This window comes from Pseudonocardia lacus (assembly GCF_018531445.1).
In the GTDB taxonomy this organism is placed as follows: domain Bacteria; phylum Actinomycetota; class Actinomycetes; order Mycobacteriales; family Pseudonocardiaceae; genus Pseudonocardia; species Pseudonocardia lacus.
In genome coordinates this window covers 1-17,348 of record NZ_JAHDTH010000184.1, presented here as the reverse complement: position 1 = coordinate 17,348, position 17,348 = coordinate 1, and the positions used below count along the sequence as shown (strand labels likewise).

The 17,348-nt window shown below is 74.4% G+C and carries 16 protein-coding genes; 10 read left to right on the top strand and 6 right to left on the bottom strand.

The window, feature by feature from the left end:
• The first annotated feature begins 249 nt into the window (after positions 1 to 249).
• Genes KIK08_RS29880 through KIK08_RS29870 form a run of 3 tightly spaced genes read left to right on the top strand, consistent with a single transcriptional unit; the run spans position 250 to position 3,159 of the window.
• Positions 250 to 963, top strand: a complete 714-nt coding sequence (locus KIK08_RS29880) for a DUF998 domain-containing protein (protein WP_214406645.1) — start codon at positions 250 to 252, stop codon at positions 961 to 963.
• Positions 960 to 1,928, top strand: coding sequence for a DMT family protein (locus KIK08_RS29875; RefSeq protein ID WP_214406644.1), 969 nt, complete (start codon positions 960 to 962; stop codon positions 1,926 to 1,928). Before KIK08_RS29880 ends, KIK08_RS29875 begins: the two co-directional genes overlap by 4 nt.
• Before the next feature lie 46 nt (positions 1,929 to 1,974).
• Positions 1,975 to 3,159, top strand: coding sequence for a glycosyltransferase (locus KIK08_RS29870; protein ID WP_214406643.1), 1,185 nt, complete (start codon positions 1,975 to 1,977; stop codon positions 3,157 to 3,159).
• 54 nt (positions 3,160 to 3,213) lie between these two features.
• Here the strand turns inward: KIK08_RS29870 and KIK08_RS41975 are convergent, their stop codons facing one another.
• Both KIK08_RS41975 and KIK08_RS29860 read right to left on the bottom strand, forming a co-directional pair.
• Positions 3,214 to 4,290, bottom strand: a complete 1,077-nt coding sequence (locus KIK08_RS41975) for a glycosyltransferase family 4 protein (RefSeq protein WP_214406642.1) — start codon at positions 4,288 to 4,290, stop codon at positions 3,214 to 3,216.
• 25 nt (positions 4,291 to 4,315) lie between these two features.
• On the bottom strand, positions 4,316 to 5,215 hold the full coding sequence (locus tag KIK08_RS29860) for an alpha/beta fold hydrolase (protein ID WP_214406641.1): 900 nt from the start codon (positions 5,213 to 5,215) through the stop codon (positions 4,316 to 4,318).
• 236 nt (positions 5,216 to 5,451) lie between these two features.
• Here KIK08_RS29860 and dnaE point away from each other — a divergent pair, with 236 nt between their 5' ends.
• Positions 5,452 to 9,003 (top strand): DNA polymerase III subunit alpha, encoded by a 3,552-nt coding sequence (gene dnaE, locus KIK08_RS29855; RefSeq protein WP_214406640.1) that lies wholly within the window; start codon positions 5,452 to 5,454, stop codon positions 9,001 to 9,003.
• A gap of 68 nt (positions 9,004 to 9,071) precedes the next feature.
• Here the strand turns inward: dnaE and KIK08_RS29850 are convergent, their stop codons facing one another.
• Positions 9,072 to 9,275, bottom strand: a complete 204-nt coding sequence (locus KIK08_RS29850) for a DUF397 domain-containing protein (protein ID WP_214406639.1) — start codon at positions 9,273 to 9,275, stop codon at positions 9,072 to 9,074.
• A 259-nt stretch (positions 9,276 to 9,534) separates the two neighbouring features.
• Here KIK08_RS29850 and KIK08_RS29845 point away from each other — a divergent pair, with 259 nt between their 5' ends.
• A complete protein-coding gene (locus tag KIK08_RS29845) occupies positions 9,535 to 10,101 on the top strand; it encodes an isochorismatase family protein (RefSeq protein WP_214406638.1) in 567 nt (188 codons plus the stop codon).
• Between the two features lie 5 nt (positions 10,102 to 10,106).
• Here the strand turns inward: KIK08_RS29845 and KIK08_RS29840 are convergent, their stop codons facing one another.
• Complete coding sequence (locus KIK08_RS29840; protein WP_214406637.1) at positions 10,107 to 11,003, bottom strand: PaaX family transcriptional regulator; 897 nt, start codon at positions 11,001 to 11,003, stop codon at positions 10,107 to 10,109.
• Between the two features lie 115 nt (positions 11,004 to 11,118).
• Here KIK08_RS29840 and KIK08_RS29835 point away from each other — a divergent pair, with 115 nt between their 5' ends.
• From KIK08_RS29835 to KIK08_RS29825, 3 genes are read left to right on the top strand one after another with little or no spacing between them, the layout of a single operon-like run.
• Positions 11,119 to 12,093 carry a GNAT family N-acetyltransferase gene (locus KIK08_RS29835; RefSeq protein ID WP_214406636.1) on the top strand — a complete coding sequence of 325 codons (975 nt, stop codon included), beginning with the start codon at positions 11,119 to 11,121 and terminating at the stop codon, positions 12,091 to 12,093.
• Positions 12,090 to 12,641, top strand: a complete 552-nt coding sequence (locus KIK08_RS29830) for a GNAT family N-acetyltransferase (protein ID WP_214406635.1) — start codon at positions 12,090 to 12,092, stop codon at positions 12,639 to 12,641. Before KIK08_RS29835 ends, KIK08_RS29830 begins: the two co-directional genes overlap by 4 nt.
• A 20-nt stretch (positions 12,642 to 12,661) precedes the next feature.
• Complete coding sequence (locus tag KIK08_RS29825) at positions 12,662 to 13,180, top strand: type II toxin-antitoxin system PemK/MazF family toxin (protein WP_214406634.1); 519 nt, start codon at positions 12,662 to 12,664, stop codon at positions 13,178 to 13,180.
• A 336-nt stretch (positions 13,181 to 13,516) separates the two neighbouring features.
• Here the strand turns inward: KIK08_RS29825 and KIK08_RS29820 are convergent, their stop codons facing one another.
• Entirely contained in the window at positions 13,517 to 14,197 is a 681-nt protein-coding gene (locus KIK08_RS29820; protein ID WP_214406633.1) for an LON peptidase substrate-binding domain-containing protein, read from the bottom strand.
• A 5-nt stretch (positions 14,198 to 14,202) separates the two neighbouring features.
• Positions 14,203 to 14,913 carry an NUDIX hydrolase gene (locus KIK08_RS29815; protein ID WP_214406632.1) on the bottom strand — a complete coding sequence of 237 codons (711 nt, stop codon included), beginning with the start codon at positions 14,911 to 14,913 and terminating at the stop codon, positions 14,203 to 14,205.
• A gap of 157 nt (positions 14,914 to 15,070) precedes the next feature.
• On the opposite strand from KIK08_RS29815, the gene nadA reads away from it, so the two are divergent.
• Both nadA and nadB read left to right on the top strand, forming a co-directional pair.
• A complete protein-coding gene (gene nadA / locus KIK08_RS29810) occupies positions 15,071 to 16,090 on the top strand; it encodes a quinolinate synthase NadA (RefSeq protein WP_214406631.1) in 1,020 nt (339 codons plus the stop codon).
• Positions 16,087 to 17,348 (top strand): L-aspartate oxidase (gene nadB / locus KIK08_RS29805; RefSeq protein ID WP_214406630.1); only part of this gene is annotated, 1,262 nt, incomplete at its 3' end. The genes nadA and nadB, both read left to right, overlap by 4 nt.

Sequence of the window (17,348 nt, the reverse complement as noted above, 5' to 3'; positions counted from 1 at the left end):
AGGTCGGGCGGGTCGACCCGCCCCCCGACGACGGCCCCGTCCCGCCGCCGTGACCGGCGCGCCGGAGCGGGCGGCACCCGCCGGCCCGACCCGGGGTTTTCCCTCACCGCCGCAGCGACCATGGGGTTTTCCCCCGGTAACTCTGGGTGGAGTTCCTGATGTCCGTCTCAGCGTGGGGCTGGCACGGTGATCCTCATGACGAGCAGCGGGGGGACCGGGCGGGGGCCCGGAGCGGAGGGTGCGAGAGGGGTGGCGCCGCGGGCGACGTGGCCGGTCGTCGTCTGCGTGGGGGTCACGGTGGTGGCGCTGGCCGCGCTGCACCTCGACGGGGTCGGCACGGTCGACCCGATCGTCCAGACCCTGAGCGACTACGTGGCCGTGCCCGGCGGGTACTCCCTGCTCGGCGTGGCCGCGCTCGCGCTGGCGGCGGCGGTCGGGCTGCTGGGCGCGGGGCTGCGCGGCTGGGGCCTGGCGGCCCCGGGCGCACCGGCGGCGCTGATGGCCGCGGCGAGCGGCGGCCTGGTGGCCGCGGCCGTGTTCCCGACCAACGTCCCGGGCACGCCGGCCGGGCCGATCGCCAACGTGCACCGGGTGGCGGGCGCCGTCGTCCTGGTCGCCCTGCCGGTGGCGGCCTGGATGGTCGCCAGGAGGGCCGCCGCGAGCCCCGCGTGGCGGGCCGCGGCCCCGGTCCTCACCCGGCTCGCCGTCGCCACGGCGGCGCTGAGCGCGCTGTTCCTGCTCAGCAATGTCCCGATCGTTATCTCCGGTTCACCATTATTTGCCGTTCTCGGTGTTCTTCAGCGTGTTCTCTACGCAGTGATGCTGGTGCTGCTGCTGATGATCGCGTTCGCGGCCCGGTCCACGGCCGCGGCCGGTCGGACCGCCGTGGACCTCGCGGTCGCCGCGGTGGACCCGGTCCCGACGCGCGACCCGATCGACGGACGGCTGGGGAGGACGGCATGAGCGACCTGCTCACCGGCACCACCGGCGCGGTCTCGCTGGCCGTGCTCGGGGCGCTCTGCTTCGCCGGCGCCGCGGTCCTGCAGCACGGGGCGGTGGCCGCCGAGTCCGACACCGACGGGGAGTCGCTGACGCTGCGCGGCCTGCGGGCCGTGGCCCGCCGGCCGGGCTGGCTCACCGGGCTGGCCCTGGCCGGCAGCGGCACCGTCCTGCACGCGATGGCGCTGATCCTGGCGCCGCTGTCGGTGGTCCAGCCGATCGGCGTGCTCGCCGTCCCGGTCGCGGTCCTGCTCACCTCGCTGCGCGCCCGCCGCGCCCCGGACGGCGCCATCGTCGGCTGGGTCGCGCTCAGCGTCGCCGGCGTGGCGGTGTTCGTCGTCACCGCCGCCCGCACCGCCGTGTCCAGCGAACCGCAACCGGGCGCCACGTTCATCGCGGCGCTCGTCGTCGCCGGGATCGTCGTGCTGCTGGCCGGGCTGGGCGTGGCCCGCTCGGGCTGGGTGCGCTGCGTGGCCTGCGCGACGGCGGGCGCGGTCGCGTTCGGGCTGGTCTCCGGGCTGGTCCGGGCGGTGTCGCAGTCCATCACCCCCGGCCTGGCCGGGCTGCTCGACCCGGCCGTCGCGGCCACCGTCGTGGCCATCGGCGTCGCCGTCGTCGTCGGCGGGTGGCTGGTCCAGCAGGCGTTCGCCTCCGGCCCGCCCGAGGTCGTCATCGCCTGCCTGACCGTCGTCGACCCGATCGTCGCGGTCATCCTCGGCGCGGTGCTGCTCGGCGAGGGCGCCGCCACCCCGCCGGTCGTCTTCCTGCTGCTCACCGCCGCGGCCACGGCCGCGGCGGTCGGCGTGGTCGGGCTGGCCAAGCACCACCCCGACGCCGCGGGACGCGCCGCGGCCCACCCCACCCACAGCCGGCTGGCCACGGCCGGCGACATCGGCCCGTCGCGGCCCGAACACTTCCTGCGCCGGTGACCCCAGCACCGGCCGCCGTACGACCCACCCCGAGAGGACGCTTGTCGTGAACCCGCTCCGGATCCTGATCGGCGCCGAGACCTACCCGCCCGACGTGAACGGCGCCGCCCGCTTCGCCGAGCGGCTGGCCACCGGCCTGGCCGGCCGCGACCACGAAGTGCACGTCGTCGCCCCGTCGCAGACGGGGAGCCCGACCCGCGAGGTCCGCGACGGGGTCACCGTCCACGGCATCCGCTCGCACCGCTTCTACAGCCACGAGAACTTCCAGTTCTGCCTGCCGTGGCAGGCGTTCCCGGACACCGCCGAGCTGATCGAGCGGATCGACCCGGACGTCGTGCACACGCAGGGGCACATGGTGCTGGGCCGCGGCGTCGTGCGCGCCGCGCACCGCACCGGCCGCCCGCTGGTGGCCACCAACCACCTGATGCCGGAGAACCTGCTGGCCTACTCGCCGATCCCGCGCTTCCTGCGCGGCCCCGCTGCCGTCGTCGGCTGGCGCGACCTCGGCCGCGTCTACCGCAAGGCCGGCGCGGTCACCGCCCCGACGCCGCGCGCGGTCGAGCTGCTGCACCGCCGGGCCGGGCTGACCGACGCGTTCCCCGTCTCCTGCGGGATCGACGCCGACCGCTACCGGGCCACGCCGACCGAGCGCGACCCGGACGCCGTGCCGACGGTGCTGTTCGTCGGCCGGCTCGACCAGGAGAAGCGGGTCGACGAGCTCATCCGCGCGTTCTCCGCGCTGCCCGCGGACCGGCCGGCCCGGCTGGAGATCATCGGGCACGGCAGCCGCCGCGAGGAGTGGTCCGCGCTCGCCCACGAGGTCGGCATCGGCGAGCGCGTGCGCTTCCGCGGCTTCGTCTCGGAGGAGGAGCTGGTCGAGGCCTACGCCCGGGCCGCGGTGTTCTGCATGCCCAGCATCGCCGAGCTGCAGAGCCTGGCCACCCTGGAGGCGATGGCCGCCGGCACGCCGGTGATCGCGGCCGACGCGATGGCGCTGCCGCACCTGGTCCGCCCGGGCCGCAACGGCTGGCTCTACCAGCCCGGCGCGGTCCCCGAGCTGACCACCCGGCTGGCCGCCCTGCTCGCCGACGCCGGGCTGCGCCGCCGGATGGGCGCGGCGAGCCGGGAGATCGTCGCCGAGCACGCCATCGAGGCCACCCTGTCGACGTTCGAGGACGTCTACCTGCGCCTGCTCGGCCGCACCCAGGCCCCCCTGCGCCGCGCCGCCTGATCCCCGCCCCTCCGCCCCCCGCTCCGGATGCATCGGAGTGGGGGTGCGGGGCGGTCAGGGCCGGTGCTCGGCCGCCACGCGTTCCAGCAGCGCCAGCAGGATCCGGGCCGAGGACTCCCAGCTGTAGTGCGCGGCGCGCTCCCGGCTCGCCGCCGAGCGCCGCTCCCACACGCCGGGCTCGTCCAGCTCGCGGATCGCGCGGGCGAAGCCGGCCACGTCGTCGGGGGCCACGTAGCCCGCGGCGTCGCCGCCGACCTCGCGGAACACCGGGATGTCGCTGACCACGACCGGGGTGCCCAGCCCCATCGCCTCCACCAGCGGGATCCCGAACCCCTCGTCGCGCGAGGCGCTGACCAGCGCCGTCGCCCCGCGCAGCGCCTCGTGGTACTCCTCGTCGCCGACTCCGTCGTGGAACACCAGGCGGGCGCCGGGGGCCAGCGCGGTCAGCCGGGCGCGCTCGGCGTCGCTCACCCGGCTCATCAGGTGCAGCTCGTGGTCGGGCAGCGAGCCCATCGCGGCGGCCAGCACGGCCACGTTCTTGTAGGGCATGAACGAGCCCATGTAGACGAGCGCGCGCGTGCGCTCGCGGCGCGGCAGGTCGGGCAGCGGGTCCGGGGCGTTCGGCACGACGGTCACCGGCCGCTCGGTCAACCGGTGCTCGGCGATCCGCGCCGCGGTCGTCTCCGAGACGGTGACGACCGCGTCGGCCCGGTTCAGCAGCGCGCGCTGGGGCCACCACGCCAGGTGGAACAGCCGCCACAGCACCCGGATCGGCAGCGCGAACTCCGGGGGCGGGGTGCGGTTGCGGTAGTAGATGAGGTCGTGCAGCGTCAGGACCAGCGGGTAGGTCCGGCCCCAGCTGCCCATCGTCTGCATCGGGGAGAACACGACGTCCGGGGCCAGCGCCCGCACCTGGCGCGCCACCAGCGGTTCGCGCGGGCTGGTCGGGGCGCTCACCCGGTGCGACGGCAGCGCGGGCAGGTGCGCCAGCTGGGCGGGGTCGTTGACCAGCAGCACCAGCTCGTGGCCGTCGACGATCTTGGCCAGGGCGCCCACCAGGCCCGTGGTGTAGCGGCTGATGCCGTCGTGCCGGTCGACGCGGACGTAGCGGCAGTCGAGGGCGATCTTCACGGGGCGATCCTCGCAGGGCGGTCGGTCACGGCCGCGCGGCGAACCCCGCGATCGCCGCCGCCACGTCGGCGGGGGCCTCGTAGTGCGCGAGGTGGCCGGTCCCGGGCACCACGACCAGTCGGGCGTCGGGGAAGCGCGAGCGCAGCGCGCGCTGCGCGGCCAGCGGGGCGATGTCGTCGTGCTCGGCGGCGACCAGCAGCGTCGGCACGGCCACGTCCTCGGCGTACTCGGCGACGTCGTGCGAGACCGAGGCGTGGAAGGACTCCAGCAGGGTGCGCCGCCCGGCGAAGCCGCCGAAGTAGCGGTCGTGCTCGGCGTGGATCCAGCGGCGCAGGCCGGGGTCGCGCGTGGTGACCATCGCGACGCTGGCGATCCGGGTGACCAGCCGGTTGCGCAGCAGCCACGTGCCGGCGCGCTCGGGCAGCGCCCCGGCGAGGCGGTGGTGCAGCACGGTGAGCTTCGTCAGGACCCGGTGCGGGCCGGCCAGCGCCGAGGTGGCGATCGGGTTGACCAGCACGAGCGCCCGCGGTCGCGCGCCGCCGGCCACCGCGGCCGCGGCGACGATCGAGCCGAACGAATGCCCGGCCAGCACCGCGTCGCCGGCCGGGTCGACCTCCGCCAGCAGGTCGCGGGTCCAGGCCGCGTAGCCGGCGACGTCGTGGCGGTCGGCGGGCATCGGCGCGGCGGCCCCGAACCCGGGCAGCTCGGGCACGACCACCTCGACGCCGCCCAGGTGCGCGACGATCGGCTCCAGGCCGTGGTGGTCGCCGCGCAGGCCGTGCAGGAACACGATCCGGTGCCCGGCGTCGTCGGGTCCGTAGGTCCGCACCGGTGTCACCGCGCCCCGCAGCGCCACTTCCCGGACGCGCACCGGGACGCGCGCGATCCGTTCGGCGTAGGGGGAAGGGCGCGCCGTGGTGACCATCGGCGGGGAGTCTAGGTGGGCGTCCGGCGGCGCGTCGGAGGGCGTGTCGGAGGGTGTGTCGCAGCCGGGACGGGGGTCTGCCCGACGCACCGCCCCGGGTGTGGGGGAGTGTCGGGGGGCGGGGCTAACCTGCTTGCGGATCAGGTCCCGCGCGCGCCCGCCGAGCGCGTGCGGTCGGTCCGGCAGTCGATCGTGCGCAGCCCCCGGGCCGCGCCAGGAGGGAGAAGTCCACCCCGATGGCCAGCCCGAAGGACAGCTTCGTCCACCTGCACACCCACACCGAGTTCTCCATGCTCGACGGGGCCGCCCGGCTGGACGACCTGTTCACAGAGGCCGCCCGGATGGAGATGCCGGCGCTGGCGATGACCGACCACGGCAACGTGTTCGGCGCCTACGAGTTCTGGCGCAAGGCCAACGCCAACGGGGTCAAGCCGATCATCGGCATGGAGGGCTACCTCTCGCCCGGCTCCCGCCACGAGCGCAAGCGCGCCACCCTGGGCGGCCAGCAGGTCAGCGACGACAACCCGGGTGAGATGTACACCCACATGACGCTGCTGGCCGAGAACACCGAGGGGATGCACAACCTCTTCCGGCTGTCCTCGCTGGCCTCGCTGGAGGGCTACTACTACAAGCCCCGCATGGACCGCGAGCTGCTGGAGACCTACGGCAAGGGGATCATCGCCACCACCGGCTGCCCGTCCGGCGAGGTGGCCCGGCTCCTCCAGCAGGACCGCTACCAGGACGCCTGCCAGGCCGCCAGCGACTACCGCGACATCTTCGGCAAGGACAACTTCTTCTGCGAGCTGATGGACCACGGCATCGGCATCGAGAAGCAGGTCCAGGAGGACCTCTTCCGGCTGAAGAAGGAGCTCGACCTCCCCGGCCTGGCCACCAACGACCTGCACTACACCTACGCCGAGGACGCCAAGTCGCACGAGGTGCTGCTGTGCGTGCAGACCGGCAAGACCCTGGCCGACCCCAACCGCTTCAAGTTCGACGCCCAGGACTTCTACCTCAAGTCCCCGGCCGAGATGCGCGCCCAGTGGGACGAGCAGTTCCCGGAGGCCTGCGACAACACCCTGCTGATCGCCGAGCGGGTGGGCATCACCTTCACCGAGGGCCAGGACCTGATGCCCCGCGCGCCCGTCCCGGAGGGCGAGACCGAGGAGAGCTGGCTGGTCAAGGAGGTCGAGCGGGGCCTGCACATGCGGTTCCCGAACGGTGTCACCGACCAGTACCGCAAGCAGGCCTCCTACGAGCTGTCGGTCATCATCCAGATGGGCTTCCCCGGCTACTTCCTGGTCACCGCCGACCTCATCCAGTACGCGAAGTCCGTCGGCATCCGGTGCGGCCCCGGCCGCGGCTCGGCGGCCGGCTCGCTGGTCGCCTACGTCCTGGGGATCACCGACCTCGACCCGATCAAGCACAAGCTGATCTTCGAGCGGTTCCTGAACCCCGAGCGCATCTCGATGCCCGACATCGACATGGACTTCGACGAGCGCAGGCGCGGCGAGATGATCCGCTACACCACCGAGAAGTACGGTGAGGACCGGATCGCTCAGATCATCACCTACTCCACGATCAAGGCGAAGGCCGCGATCAAGGACTCGGCGCGCGTGCTGTTCGGCCAGCCCGGGTACGCCGTCGCCGACCGCATCTCCAAGGCGATGCCCCCGGCCATCATGGGCAAGGACATCCCGCTGTCGGGCGTGTTCGACCCGTCCCACAAGCGCTACTCCGAGGCCACCGAGGTCCGGGCCCTCTACGAGGTCGACCCGCAGGTCAAGGAGATCATCGACACCGCCCGCGGCCTGGAGGGCCTCAAGCGCCAGTGGGGGGTGCACGCGGCCGGCGTGATCATGTCGTCGAAGCCGCTGATCGACGTCATCCCGATCCAGCGCCGCGAGGCCGACGGCGCCATCATCACGCAGTTCGACATGGGCGCCTGCGAGACGCTCGGGCTGCTCAAGATGGACTTCCTCGGCCTGCGCAACCTGACCATCATCGACGACGCGCTGGAGAACATCGAGCTCAACGGCAAGCCCAAGCTGGAGATCGAGTCCGTCGAGCTGGACGACCGGAAGACCTACGACCTGCTGGCCCGCGGCGAGACCCTCGGCGTGTTCCAGCTGGACGGCGGCCCGATGCGCGACCTGCTGCGCCGCATGGCCCCCACCGAGTTCGACGACATCTCCGCCGTCGGCGCCCTGTACCGGCCCGGTCCGATGGGCGCCAACGCGCACAACGACTACGCCGACCGCAAGAACGGCCGCCAAGAGGTCACCCCGATCCACCCGGAGCTGGCCGAGCCGCTCAAGGACATCCTCGGCGAGACCTACGGCCTGATCGTCTACCAGGAACAGGTCATGGCCATCGCGCAGAAGCTGGCCGGCTACACCCTGGGCAAGGCCGACCTGCTGCGCCGGGCGATGGGCAAGAAGAAGAAGGAGATCCTGGACAAGGAGTACGCCGGCTTCGCCCAGGGGATGAAGGACCACGGCTACTCCGAGGCCGCGGTCAAGACCCTCTGGGACATCCTGCTCCCGTTCTCCGACTACGCGTTCAACCGCGCCCACTCCGCCGCGTACGGCCTGGTCTCCTACTGGACGGCCTACCTCAAGGCCAACTACCCGGCCGAGTACATGTCCGGCGTGCTCACCAGCGTCCGCGACGACAAGGACAAGGCCGCGGTCTACCTGGCCGAGTGCCGCCGGATGGGCATCACGGTGCTGCCCCCGGACGTCAACGAGTCGGTGCGCAACTTCGCCCCCGTCGGCAACGACATCCGCTTCGGCCTGGGCGGCATCCGCAACGTCGGCGTCAACGTCGTCGACTCGATCGTGGCGGCCCGCAAGGAGAAGGGCGCGTTCACCGACTTCAGCGATTTCCTGCGCAAGGTCGACGCGGTCGTCTGCAACAAGAAGGTCATCGAGTCGCTGATCAAGTCCGGCGCCTTCGACTCGCTCGGCCACCCCCGCAAGGGTCTGCTGCTGGTGCACGCCGACGCCATCGACGCGGTGATGAGCACCAAGAAGGCCGCCTCGATGGGCCAGTTCGACCTGTTCGGGTCGATGGACGGCTCCGGCGGCGCCGGAGACGACCCTGCGCTCGCCTCCGTCTTCGACGTCAAGGTCCCCGACGACGAGTGGGACCCGAAGCACCAGTTGGCCGTCGAGCGGGAGATGCTCGGCCTCTACGTCTCCGGCCACCCGCTGCACGGCGTGGAGCAGGTGCTGTCGGCCAAGTCCGACATGCCGATCTCGACGATCCTGGAGGGCACCGTCCCCGACGGCCACCAGGTCACCATCGGCGGCATCCTGGCCAACGTGAACCGCCGGGTGAACAAGAACGGCGAGCCGTGGGCCTCGGCCCAGCTGGAGGACCTGGCCGGCGGCATCGAGGTGCTGTTCTTCCCCCGCTGCTACCAGGTGGTCGGGGTCGACGTGGCCGAGGACGCGATCGTGCTGGTCAAGGCCCGGGTCAACCGCCGCGACGACCGCGTCTCACTGATCGTCAACGACCTCGCGGTACCCGACCTGACCAGCGCCAACGGTGGTCCGGGCGCGCCGGTGAAGGTCAGCATGCGCACCGAGCTGGTGACGCCGCAGCGGGTGTCCAAGCTCAAGGAGGTGCTGACCAACCACCCGGGGACGTCCGAGGTGCACCTGAGCCTGGTCAACGGCTCGCGCACGACGGTGCTCAAGCTGGACGACTCGCTGAAGGTGACGCACTCGGGGGCGCTGATGGGCGACCTGAAGGCCCTGCTCGGGCCGGGCTGCCTGGGCTGACAGGGGCGGGGAGCGGCCCCCGCCCGGGCGTCGGATTCAGCGTCGACGCCCGGACCGGGGCGCCGCGGTCACACCTTGAGGCGGACCGTGGACTCGACGTCGAGACCCGGACGGCCACCGGGGCCCTGGCCGGGACCCTGCGCGGGGCCGAACTGGTTCGCCTTCACGCCGCGGACGAAGTCCGCCCACTCCTGCGCGTTGAACACGACTGCCGGCGCGGCCTGGTTCTTCAGGTCGCGCAGCGCCACCGAGCCGTCGTCGATCCGGGTCACCTCGACCGAGCCGAACCGACTGGGGACCCCGCCTCGACGGGGTGTTTCGCCTGGTCCTGACATTGCCTACCTCGCCCGTTCTCTGCTCGCGATCCTGGACTGGCCGGCCTCGACGCGGGTCGGGCCGGCGACGAACACTAACGCGCTGTCGCGGAGCGGCGGACGCGGCCGCGCCGGCGGGTGCGGTCGGCGGCCGGTGAGCGTCGGTGGTTAGTCCTACGGTTGGCCCGTACCGTCGCACCGAGAGCCGGGAGATCCCATGACCACGCTCGACAGCCGGCCGAACACGGCCCTGCTCGTCGTCGACGTCCAGAACCGCGTCGTCGCCGGCGCCCACGAGCGCGACGGCGTCGTCGCGAACATCGCCCGCCTGGTCGACCGGGCGCGCGCCGCCGACGTCCCGGTCGTGTGGGTCCAGCAGACGGACGAGGAGTTCCCCGAGGGCAGCGAGGCCTGGCGGATCGTGCCCGAGCTGACCCCGGGCGAGGCCGAGCCCGCGGTGCGCAAGCAGCACGGCGACTCCTTCGAGGACACCACCCTGGAGCAGGTCCTGTCCGCGCTCGGCGTGGGGCGGCTGGTCGTGGTCGGCGCCCAGACCGACGCGTGCATCCGGGCGACGCTGCACGGCGCGTTCGTCCGCGGGTACGACACGACCCTGGTCACCGACGCGCACACCACCGAGGACCTCACCGAGTGGGGCGCGCCGCCGCCCGCTCAGGTCGTCGCGCACACCAACCTGTACTGGCAGTTCCAGACCGGTCCCGGGCGCAAGGCGGAGACGGTCGCCACCGAGGAGGTCGACTTCCGCGTCCCGGCCGACGCGTAGGCGGGTCAGAACGGCTCGGCCCCGGCGACCAGTTCGTCCCACTCCTGCTGGGCCTGCTCGGCCCAACAGGAGTGCAGCTGGTCGAACACCGCGGCGGCCCTGGTGCCTGCCCAGCGGTCGGGCAGGAGCTCGGCGGGCAGCTTGGGGTCCAGGAACGGGAAGCGCCGCCAGGCGTGCACCAGGTGGATCTGGTTGCTGAGGATGTCGTTGGTCGGGCCGGTGGCGGCGGCCTCGGAGAACGTGCGCAGGAAGCCCTCGTAGGCCTGCTCGACCTCGGCCAGGTCCCAGGCCTGGGCCACCAGCTCGCGCTCGGAGCCGATGGCGCCGAACGGGCCGACGAACGAGCTGCTGACGGCGGTCAGCTGCAGGTCGGCCAGCACCTTGGCCACCTCGTCCTGCTTGTCCGGGTCGGGGCTGAGCCAGACGCCGGGCGCGGGGGAGCCCAGGCCGGCCCAGGCCAGCCGGGTGCGCAGCCGGTGGCGCAGCTGGCGGCGCACCTCGGGCACGCTGACCAGCAGCACCAGCCAGTGGCCCGCCCACGGTCGGGTGGCGCCGCCGAAGCCGTAGATGCGGGCGGCGCCGTCGGTGAGCAGGCTGCGGCCCTGTGCGGTGAGCGACCAGCGCACGCGGCGCCCGGCCCGGTCGGACTCGAGCAGGCCCTCGGCCGCGGTGCGGGCGAGGGCCTGGCGGGCCGACTTGTGCTCGACGCCGAGCCGGCCGAGCACATCGATCAGCACCTGCGTCCAGACGGCCTCGTCGCGGGGCAGCACGAACTCGCCCAGCACCGTGAGCAACAGCGACCGGGCGCTGGTGGCGCCGAGCTCGCGCCGACGGGACAGCGCGGGGTGCTCCGCCCCGACCGGTGCGAGGCCCGACGGGGTGGTGGACGGGAGCGTCGACATGGTCGCGTCAGGGTAGCCCGGCGCACACGCTGTGGCCGAGGCACTGCTCCGTTCGCCTCCCCGTGCGGCGGGGGATGCGGCCGAACGCCCTGCGTCACCGCTACCGTCGCTGCACGTGACCGCCTTCGCCCTCCCGCTCGCGCTGCGCCACCGGCCCCTGCGGCCGTCCGACGCCGCCACCTGGGCCACGCTGCTGGCCGCGGCCGAGGCCGTCGACCGGACCGGACAGCACTACGACGCGCAGGACTGCGCCGCGGAGCTGGCCGACCCCGAGCTCGACCGCGAGCGCGACTCCGTGCTCGTGCTGGACGGCGAGCGGCCGGTGGCCGCGCAGGTGCTGTGGGTCCTCGGGCCGCCGGGCGAGCGGGTCGTGCACGCCGACGGCGTCGTGCACCCCGACGACCGGGGCCGCGGCGTCGGCACGGCGCTCGTCGAGCTGGCCCGGGCGCGCGCGGAGGAGTTGGGTGCGCAGCTGCACGTGCGCGTGGCGGAGACGACGACGGGCGCGGTGGCGATGCTGGAGCGCGCCGGGTTCGTCCCGCGGCGCTGGTGGACGAAGCTGCACCGCGACCTCGCCGAGGAGGTGGTGCCCGCGCCGCTGCCGGGCGGGCTGCGGATCCACCGCCTGGGCCCGGACTACGACGCCGCGCGCTGGGACCCGCCGCTCTGCGCGGCCCGCAACGCCACCTTCGCCGACCACTACGGCTCGGTGCCCGAGGAGGTGGCGGAGTTCGCGCACCACCGCACGGGCGACCGCAACTTCCGCGCCGACTGCTCGGTCGCGGCCTGCACCGCCGACGGCGCGGTGGCGGGGTTCGTGCTGGCCTGGGAGTTCGCGGCGGCGACCGAGCGGACCGGCCGGCGCGACCTCTACGTCGCGACCGTCGGCACCCTCGCCCGGTGGCGCGGGCGCGGGCTGGCCGGCGCGCTGCTGGCGCAGGTCCTGCTGTGGGCCCGCGAGGTGGGCTGCCAGACCTCCTCGCTGACCGTCGACGCGGCCAACCCGACGGGCGCGCTGGGCGTCTACACCCGGGCGGGCTACCGGCCGCACAGCCGGCAGGTCACCTACTGCCCGGAGCCGGCCCGATGAGCGCCCCGAGTTGGTCGTTGACCTGGGAGGACGACCTCGACACCGACGGGCACGCCGAGCTGGCGGCTTTGCTGCACCGGTGCTTCCCGCGCTCGCGCCGGCTGGACGGGTCGCGCAGCTGGGCGAGCGCGCGCCCGGAGGTGCGGCTGGTCGGCCGGGAGGACGGGCGGGCCGTCGCGCACGTCGCCGTGCTGCGCCGCCACCTGCGGGTGCCGGGCTCCGAGAGCGGCGTGCTGGTCGGCGACGTCGGCCTGGTCGGGGTCGACCCCGACCAGCAGGGCCGGGGCACCGGCCGGCTGATGCTGGCCGAGCTGGCCCGTGTGCTGGCCGGGTGGGCGCTGCCGTTCGGGTTCCTGACCACCGCGGACGACCTGGTCGGCTTCTACGCCGGCGGCGGCTGGGTCCGGGTGCCGGCGCGGACCCGGATGATCGAGCCCGACGAGCGCGTCGAGGTGTACGGGGGTCCGTCGCTGGTCCTGCCGGTGCGCTCGACGATCGCCGACTGGCCGGACGTGCAGATCGTCGACCGCAACGGCTACGAGGTCTGAGCGTCCGGCATGCTGGGCCGGTGGCCGACTGGGGGAAGGCGCTGCGGCAGGCGGCGCGCATCGGACTGGACCTGTTGACGAAGGGCCAGCAGCGGAGCGCGCCGGCACCGGCTGCGACGCCGGCGCCCGCTCCGCGGCGCGGCGGCGCGCGCCAGTCGCCGAGCGCCGCCCGGGCCGACCGGATCGTCTACGCCCCCGACCTCGACGGCGCCGCCGACCCCGGCGAGATCGTCTGGGCCTGGGTGCCGTTCGAGGAGGGCGACGGGCGTGGCAAGGACCGCCCGCTGCTGGTCGTCGGCCGGCGCGGCGGGGAGCTGGCCGCGCTGATGCTGTCCAGCCAGCCCGACCGGGCCGACGACCGCGACTGGATCTCGATCGGCTCCGGCGCCTGGGACGGCCGGGGCCGGGAGTCCTTCGTCCGGCTCGACCGGGTGCTGGAGATCGACGAGCACGACATCCGTCGCGAAGGCACCGTGCTCGACCGGCCCCGCTTCGACCGCGTCGCCGACCAGCTGCGCTCCCGCTTCGGCTGGCGCTGACGGCCTGGTTGGACGAGAGCGGCTCTCGTCCAACCAGGCCGGACGAAAGCCGCGCTCGTCCCGCGCTGCTCGCTCCCCGCGGCGCTGCACGCCGTCTCGCCGGCCGGGCTCGCAGCCCTCGTGGTGTGTCGCAGCGCCGGGTGTGTGGTCGCAGCCCGCCGGCGCGCTGCGACGACCCCGCCAGCGCTGCGACATCCCCCGCCAGCGCTGCGAGACCGCGCCAGCCCTGCGAGGACACCCTCGCTGCGGCCGGCCGAGCGAGCGTGGCTCTCGTCCAACCCCGCCGCACGAAAGTGCTCTCGTCCAGCCCATCCCTGATCCGCAGGAGGCGGGGGGTCAGTTGAAGGAGTGCTCGACGGCGAAGCTGGTGATCGGGGCCGGGACGGCGCGCAGCTGCGACAGCAGCCCCGTCTCGCGGGCCATCAGGGCGCGCACCATCCGCAGGCGCTCGGTGGGCGAGGTCTGCTCCAGCAGCGACTGCCGGTCGCCGATCGGCAGCAGGCAGTCGGCCGCCAGCACGTGCGGCAGCGTGCCCGGCTCGACGTCGGCCCCGGGTTCGGACCAGTCGCCCGCCTTCCACGCGGTGCTGCAGTAGCGGCGGTGGGCGTCGCGCGCCGAGCTGATCAGCATCCGGGTCATGTCGCCGGCGTCCGCGGGCGTCTCGACGTCGGGCAGGTGCTCGACCGTGCCCATCAGGTACGGCTTGGTGCCGGTCTCGATGTCGAGCAGCCGGAAGCGGCGCGCCCCGCGGGTGACGATGTCGAACCGGCCGTCGGGCAGCCTGCGGACGTCGCGCAGCTCGGCCGTGCAGCCGACGTGGTGCACGCCGTCCATGCCGTGGTCGTCGGGGGTCCAGCCCTCCCGCACGGCCACCACCCCGAACTGCTTGCTGGGCACGGCGCCGGTCACGAGGTCGACGGTGAGCTGGCGGTAGCGCGGCTCGAAGATGTGCAGCGGCAGGGACGCTCCGGGGAGCAGGACCGTACCCAGGGGGAACAGCGGCAGGGTCTCGGTCACCCGGATCACGGTACGGCGGAGCGCGCGACCTCGCCTGGCGGCCTCAGCACGGCGAAGGCGTCGGTCACCCGCAGCGTCCGATCGGTGAACCGGAACCGCCCGGCCGGGCGGCCCCCCGATGGGCCGGGTGGCGCGATCGCGCCGGTCGGTTCGAGCAGCCTCCGCCGGGTCAGCACGCGTTGCAGGTTGGTCGCGGAGACGGGGTGCCCCAGAGCGGCGACGTACAACGCGCGGAGAGCGGAGATCGTGAACTCGCGCGGGGCCATCGCGAAGCCCAGGTTCGTGTAGGAGAGCTTGGCGCGCAGCCGCTCGCGGGCGTCGCGCACGATCAGGGCGTGGTCGAAGGCGGTCGGGGGCAGGTCGGCGAGCCGGTGCCAGGCGGTGTCGTCGGGCACGGCGGGGTCGGCGTCGGAGGGGACCAGCCCGAAGAACGCGGTGGCGACCGTGCGCGGTCCCGGGACGCGCGCGGGGTCGCTGAACACGGCCAGCTGCTCGACGTGGGCGATCTCGCGGACGTCGACCTTCTCGGCGAGCTGGCGGCGCACCGAGGCCTCGACGTCCTCGTCGACGCGCAGCCGCCCGCCCGGCAGGGCCCACCGCCCCGCGTCGGGGTCGCGGGCGCGCTGCCAGGCCAGCACCTGGAGGTGGCCGTCGCGGATCTGGAGCACGGCGGCCAGCACCTCGTGCACGGCGAGATGCGCGGTGGGCCGGCTCATGGGCGCCGATCGTAGGGCGTGCGGGGGAACCGGCTGTCGGGGTGAACGCGACGTTGCCGGCAGGTGAGGCGCGGGTCACGGCTGCGGTACGGATGCCGGGGCGCCGGTCTAGAGTAGCGCCTGTTTACGACTGATAGTCGAAAACAGAGGAGGCACCGTGTCGCCCACCGACACCGTCGCAAGGCCCCAGGTCGATCCCGGCACCCACGCCGATCCCGGGCCCGAGTGGGCCGCCGAGGTCCGCGAGCTGGCCCGGCGGCGCAACGCCGTCCTGCTGGCGCACAACTACCAGCTGCCCGCCATCCAGGACGTCGCCGACCACGTGGGCGACTCGCTGGGCCTCTCGCGCATCGCGGCCGCCTCCGATGCGGAGACGATCGTGTTCTGCGGGGTGCACTTCATGGCCGAGACGGCGAAGATCCTCGCCCCGGACAAGACCGTGCTCATCCCGGACGCCGCCGCGGGCTGCTCGCTGGCCGACTCGATCACCGCCGACCAGCTGCGCGCCTGGAAGGCCGAGCACCCGGGCGCCGTCGTGGTCAGCTACGTCAACACCACGGCCGAGGTGAAGGCCGAGACCGACGTCTGCTGCACCTCGTCGAACGCCGTCGAGGTCGTGGAGTCGATCCCGGCCGACCGCGAGGTGCTGTTCCTGCCCGACCAGTTCCTCGGCGCGCACGTCCGCCGGGTCACCGGCCGCGACAACGTGCACGTCTGGGCGGGGGAGTGCCACGTGCACGCCGGTATCAACGGCGCCACGCTCACCGCCCGCGCCGCCGAGGACCCCGACGCCGAGCTGTTCGTGCACCCCGAGTGCGGCTGCGCCACGTCGGCGCTCTACCTCGCGGGCACCGGCGCCGTGCCCGCCGACCGCGTCAAGATCCTCTCGACGGGCGGCATGCTGGACGCCGCGCGTACCAGCACGGCAGGCACCGTGCTGGTCGCGACGGAGGTCGGGATGCTGCACCAGCTGCGCCGGGCCGCCCCGGAGATCGACTTCCGGGCGGTCAACGAGCGGGCGTCCTGCCCGTACATGAAGATGATCACCCCGGCGAAGCTGCTGCGGGCGCTGCGCGAGGGCCGCGACGAGGTCCACGTCGCCCCCGACCTCGCCGCCCGGGCCCGTACCGCGGTGCGGCGGATGATCGAGATCGGGCAGCCGGGCGGCGCCGAATGAACGTGTGGGAGGCGGTCGCCGACCTGGTGGTCGTCGGGTCCGGCGTGGCCGGGCTGACCGCGGCGCTGGACGCCGCCGGGGCCGGCCTGCGCGTGGTCGTCGTGACCAAGGACAGCGCCGACGCCGGGTCCACCGGCTGGGCGCAGGGCGGGATCGCCGTCGTGCTCGGCGACATCGCAGGCGACAGCGTCGCCGCGCACGTCGAGGACACGCTGGTCGCCGGCGTCGGGCTGTGCGACCCGGTCGCCGTCCGGCAGATCCTGGCCGACGGCCCGGCCGCGGTGTCCCGGTTGCGCGCCCGCGGCGCCCGCTTCGACGGCCCCGCCGCGCGGCTCGACCGCACCCGCGAGGGCGGCCACAGCGCCTTCCGGGTGGTGCACGCGGGCGGCGACGCCACCGGGGCCGAGGTCGAGCGCGCCCTCGTCGCCGCCGCCACCGACCGCCGCCTCCCGCTGCTCACCGGGCACGTCGCCGTCGACGCCCTGCGCGACGCCCGGGGCGCGGTCGTCGGCCTCGCCGTGCTCGACGACGAGGGCCGCCCCGGCGTGCTGCGCGCCCCGGCGGTGCTGCTGGCCACCGGCGGCTACGGCCAGCTCTACGCCTCGACGACCAACCCGGCGACCGCGACCGGCGACGGCGTGGCGCTCGCGCTGCGGGCCGGGGCGAGCGCGGCCGACCTGGAGTTCGTCCAGTTCCACCCGACCGTGCTCTACACCGGCCCGACCGTGGGGCGCCGGCCGCTGGTCACCGAGGCGGTGCGCGGCGAGGGCGCGGTGCTGCTCGACCGCGCCGGGCACCGGTTCATGGCCGGGGTGCACCCGCTGGCCGATCTCGCCCCGCGCGACGTCGTGTCCGCGGCGATCACCCGCACGCTGGCCGAGACCGGCGCCGACTGCGTGCACCTGGACGCCACGGCGCTGCCCGGTCTGCCGACCCGGTTCCCGACCGTCTACGCGGCCTGCCGGGAGGCCGGGATCGACCCGACCACCGAGCCGATCCCGGTGACGCCGGCCGCGCACTACTCGTGCGGCGGCGTGGTCACCGACCTGCACGGCCGCACCGGCGTCCGCGGGCTCTACGCGGCGGGCGAGGTGGCCCGCACCGGGCTGCACGGCGCCAACCGGCTGGCCTCCAACAGCCTGTTGGAGGGCCTGGTGATGGGGGAGCGGGCGGCCGCGGCGGTGCTGGCCGACCGCGGCGCCCGCAGCCCGTCGGGCGCGGCCGTGGAGCCGCCGCCCGCGGTGCCGATCGCGCCGCG

What these genes read in the sequence shown, in the direction of transcription:
- KIK08_RS29845 (WP_214406638.1), top strand. Translation starts at nt 9,535, where the DNA reads ATGACCACGCTCGACAGCCGGCCGAACACGGCCCTGCTCGTCGTCGAC.
- KIK08_RS29840 (WP_214406637.1), bottom strand. Translation starts at nt 11,003, where the DNA reads ATGTCGACGCTCCCGTCCACCACCCCGTCGGGCCTCGCACCGGTCGGG.
- KIK08_RS29815 (WP_214406632.1), bottom strand. Translation starts at nt 14,913, where the DNA reads ATGAGCCGGCCCACCGCGCATCTCGCCGTGCACGAGGTGCTGGCCGCC.
- dnaE (WP_214406640.1), top strand. Translation starts at nt 5,452, where the DNA reads ATGGCCAGCCCGAAGGACAGCTTCGTCCACCTGCACACCCACACCGAG.
- KIK08_RS29875 (WP_214406644.1), top strand. Translation starts at nt 960, where the DNA reads ATGAGCGACCTGCTCACCGGCACCACCGGCGCGGTCTCGCTGGCCGTG.
- KIK08_RS29830 (WP_214406635.1), top strand. Translation starts at nt 12,090, where the DNA reads ATGAGCGCCCCGAGTTGGTCGTTGACCTGGGAGGACGACCTCGACACC.
- KIK08_RS29860 (WP_214406641.1), bottom strand. Translation starts at nt 5,215, where the DNA reads ATGGTCACCACGGCGCGCCCTTCCCCCTACGCCGAACGGATCGCGCGC.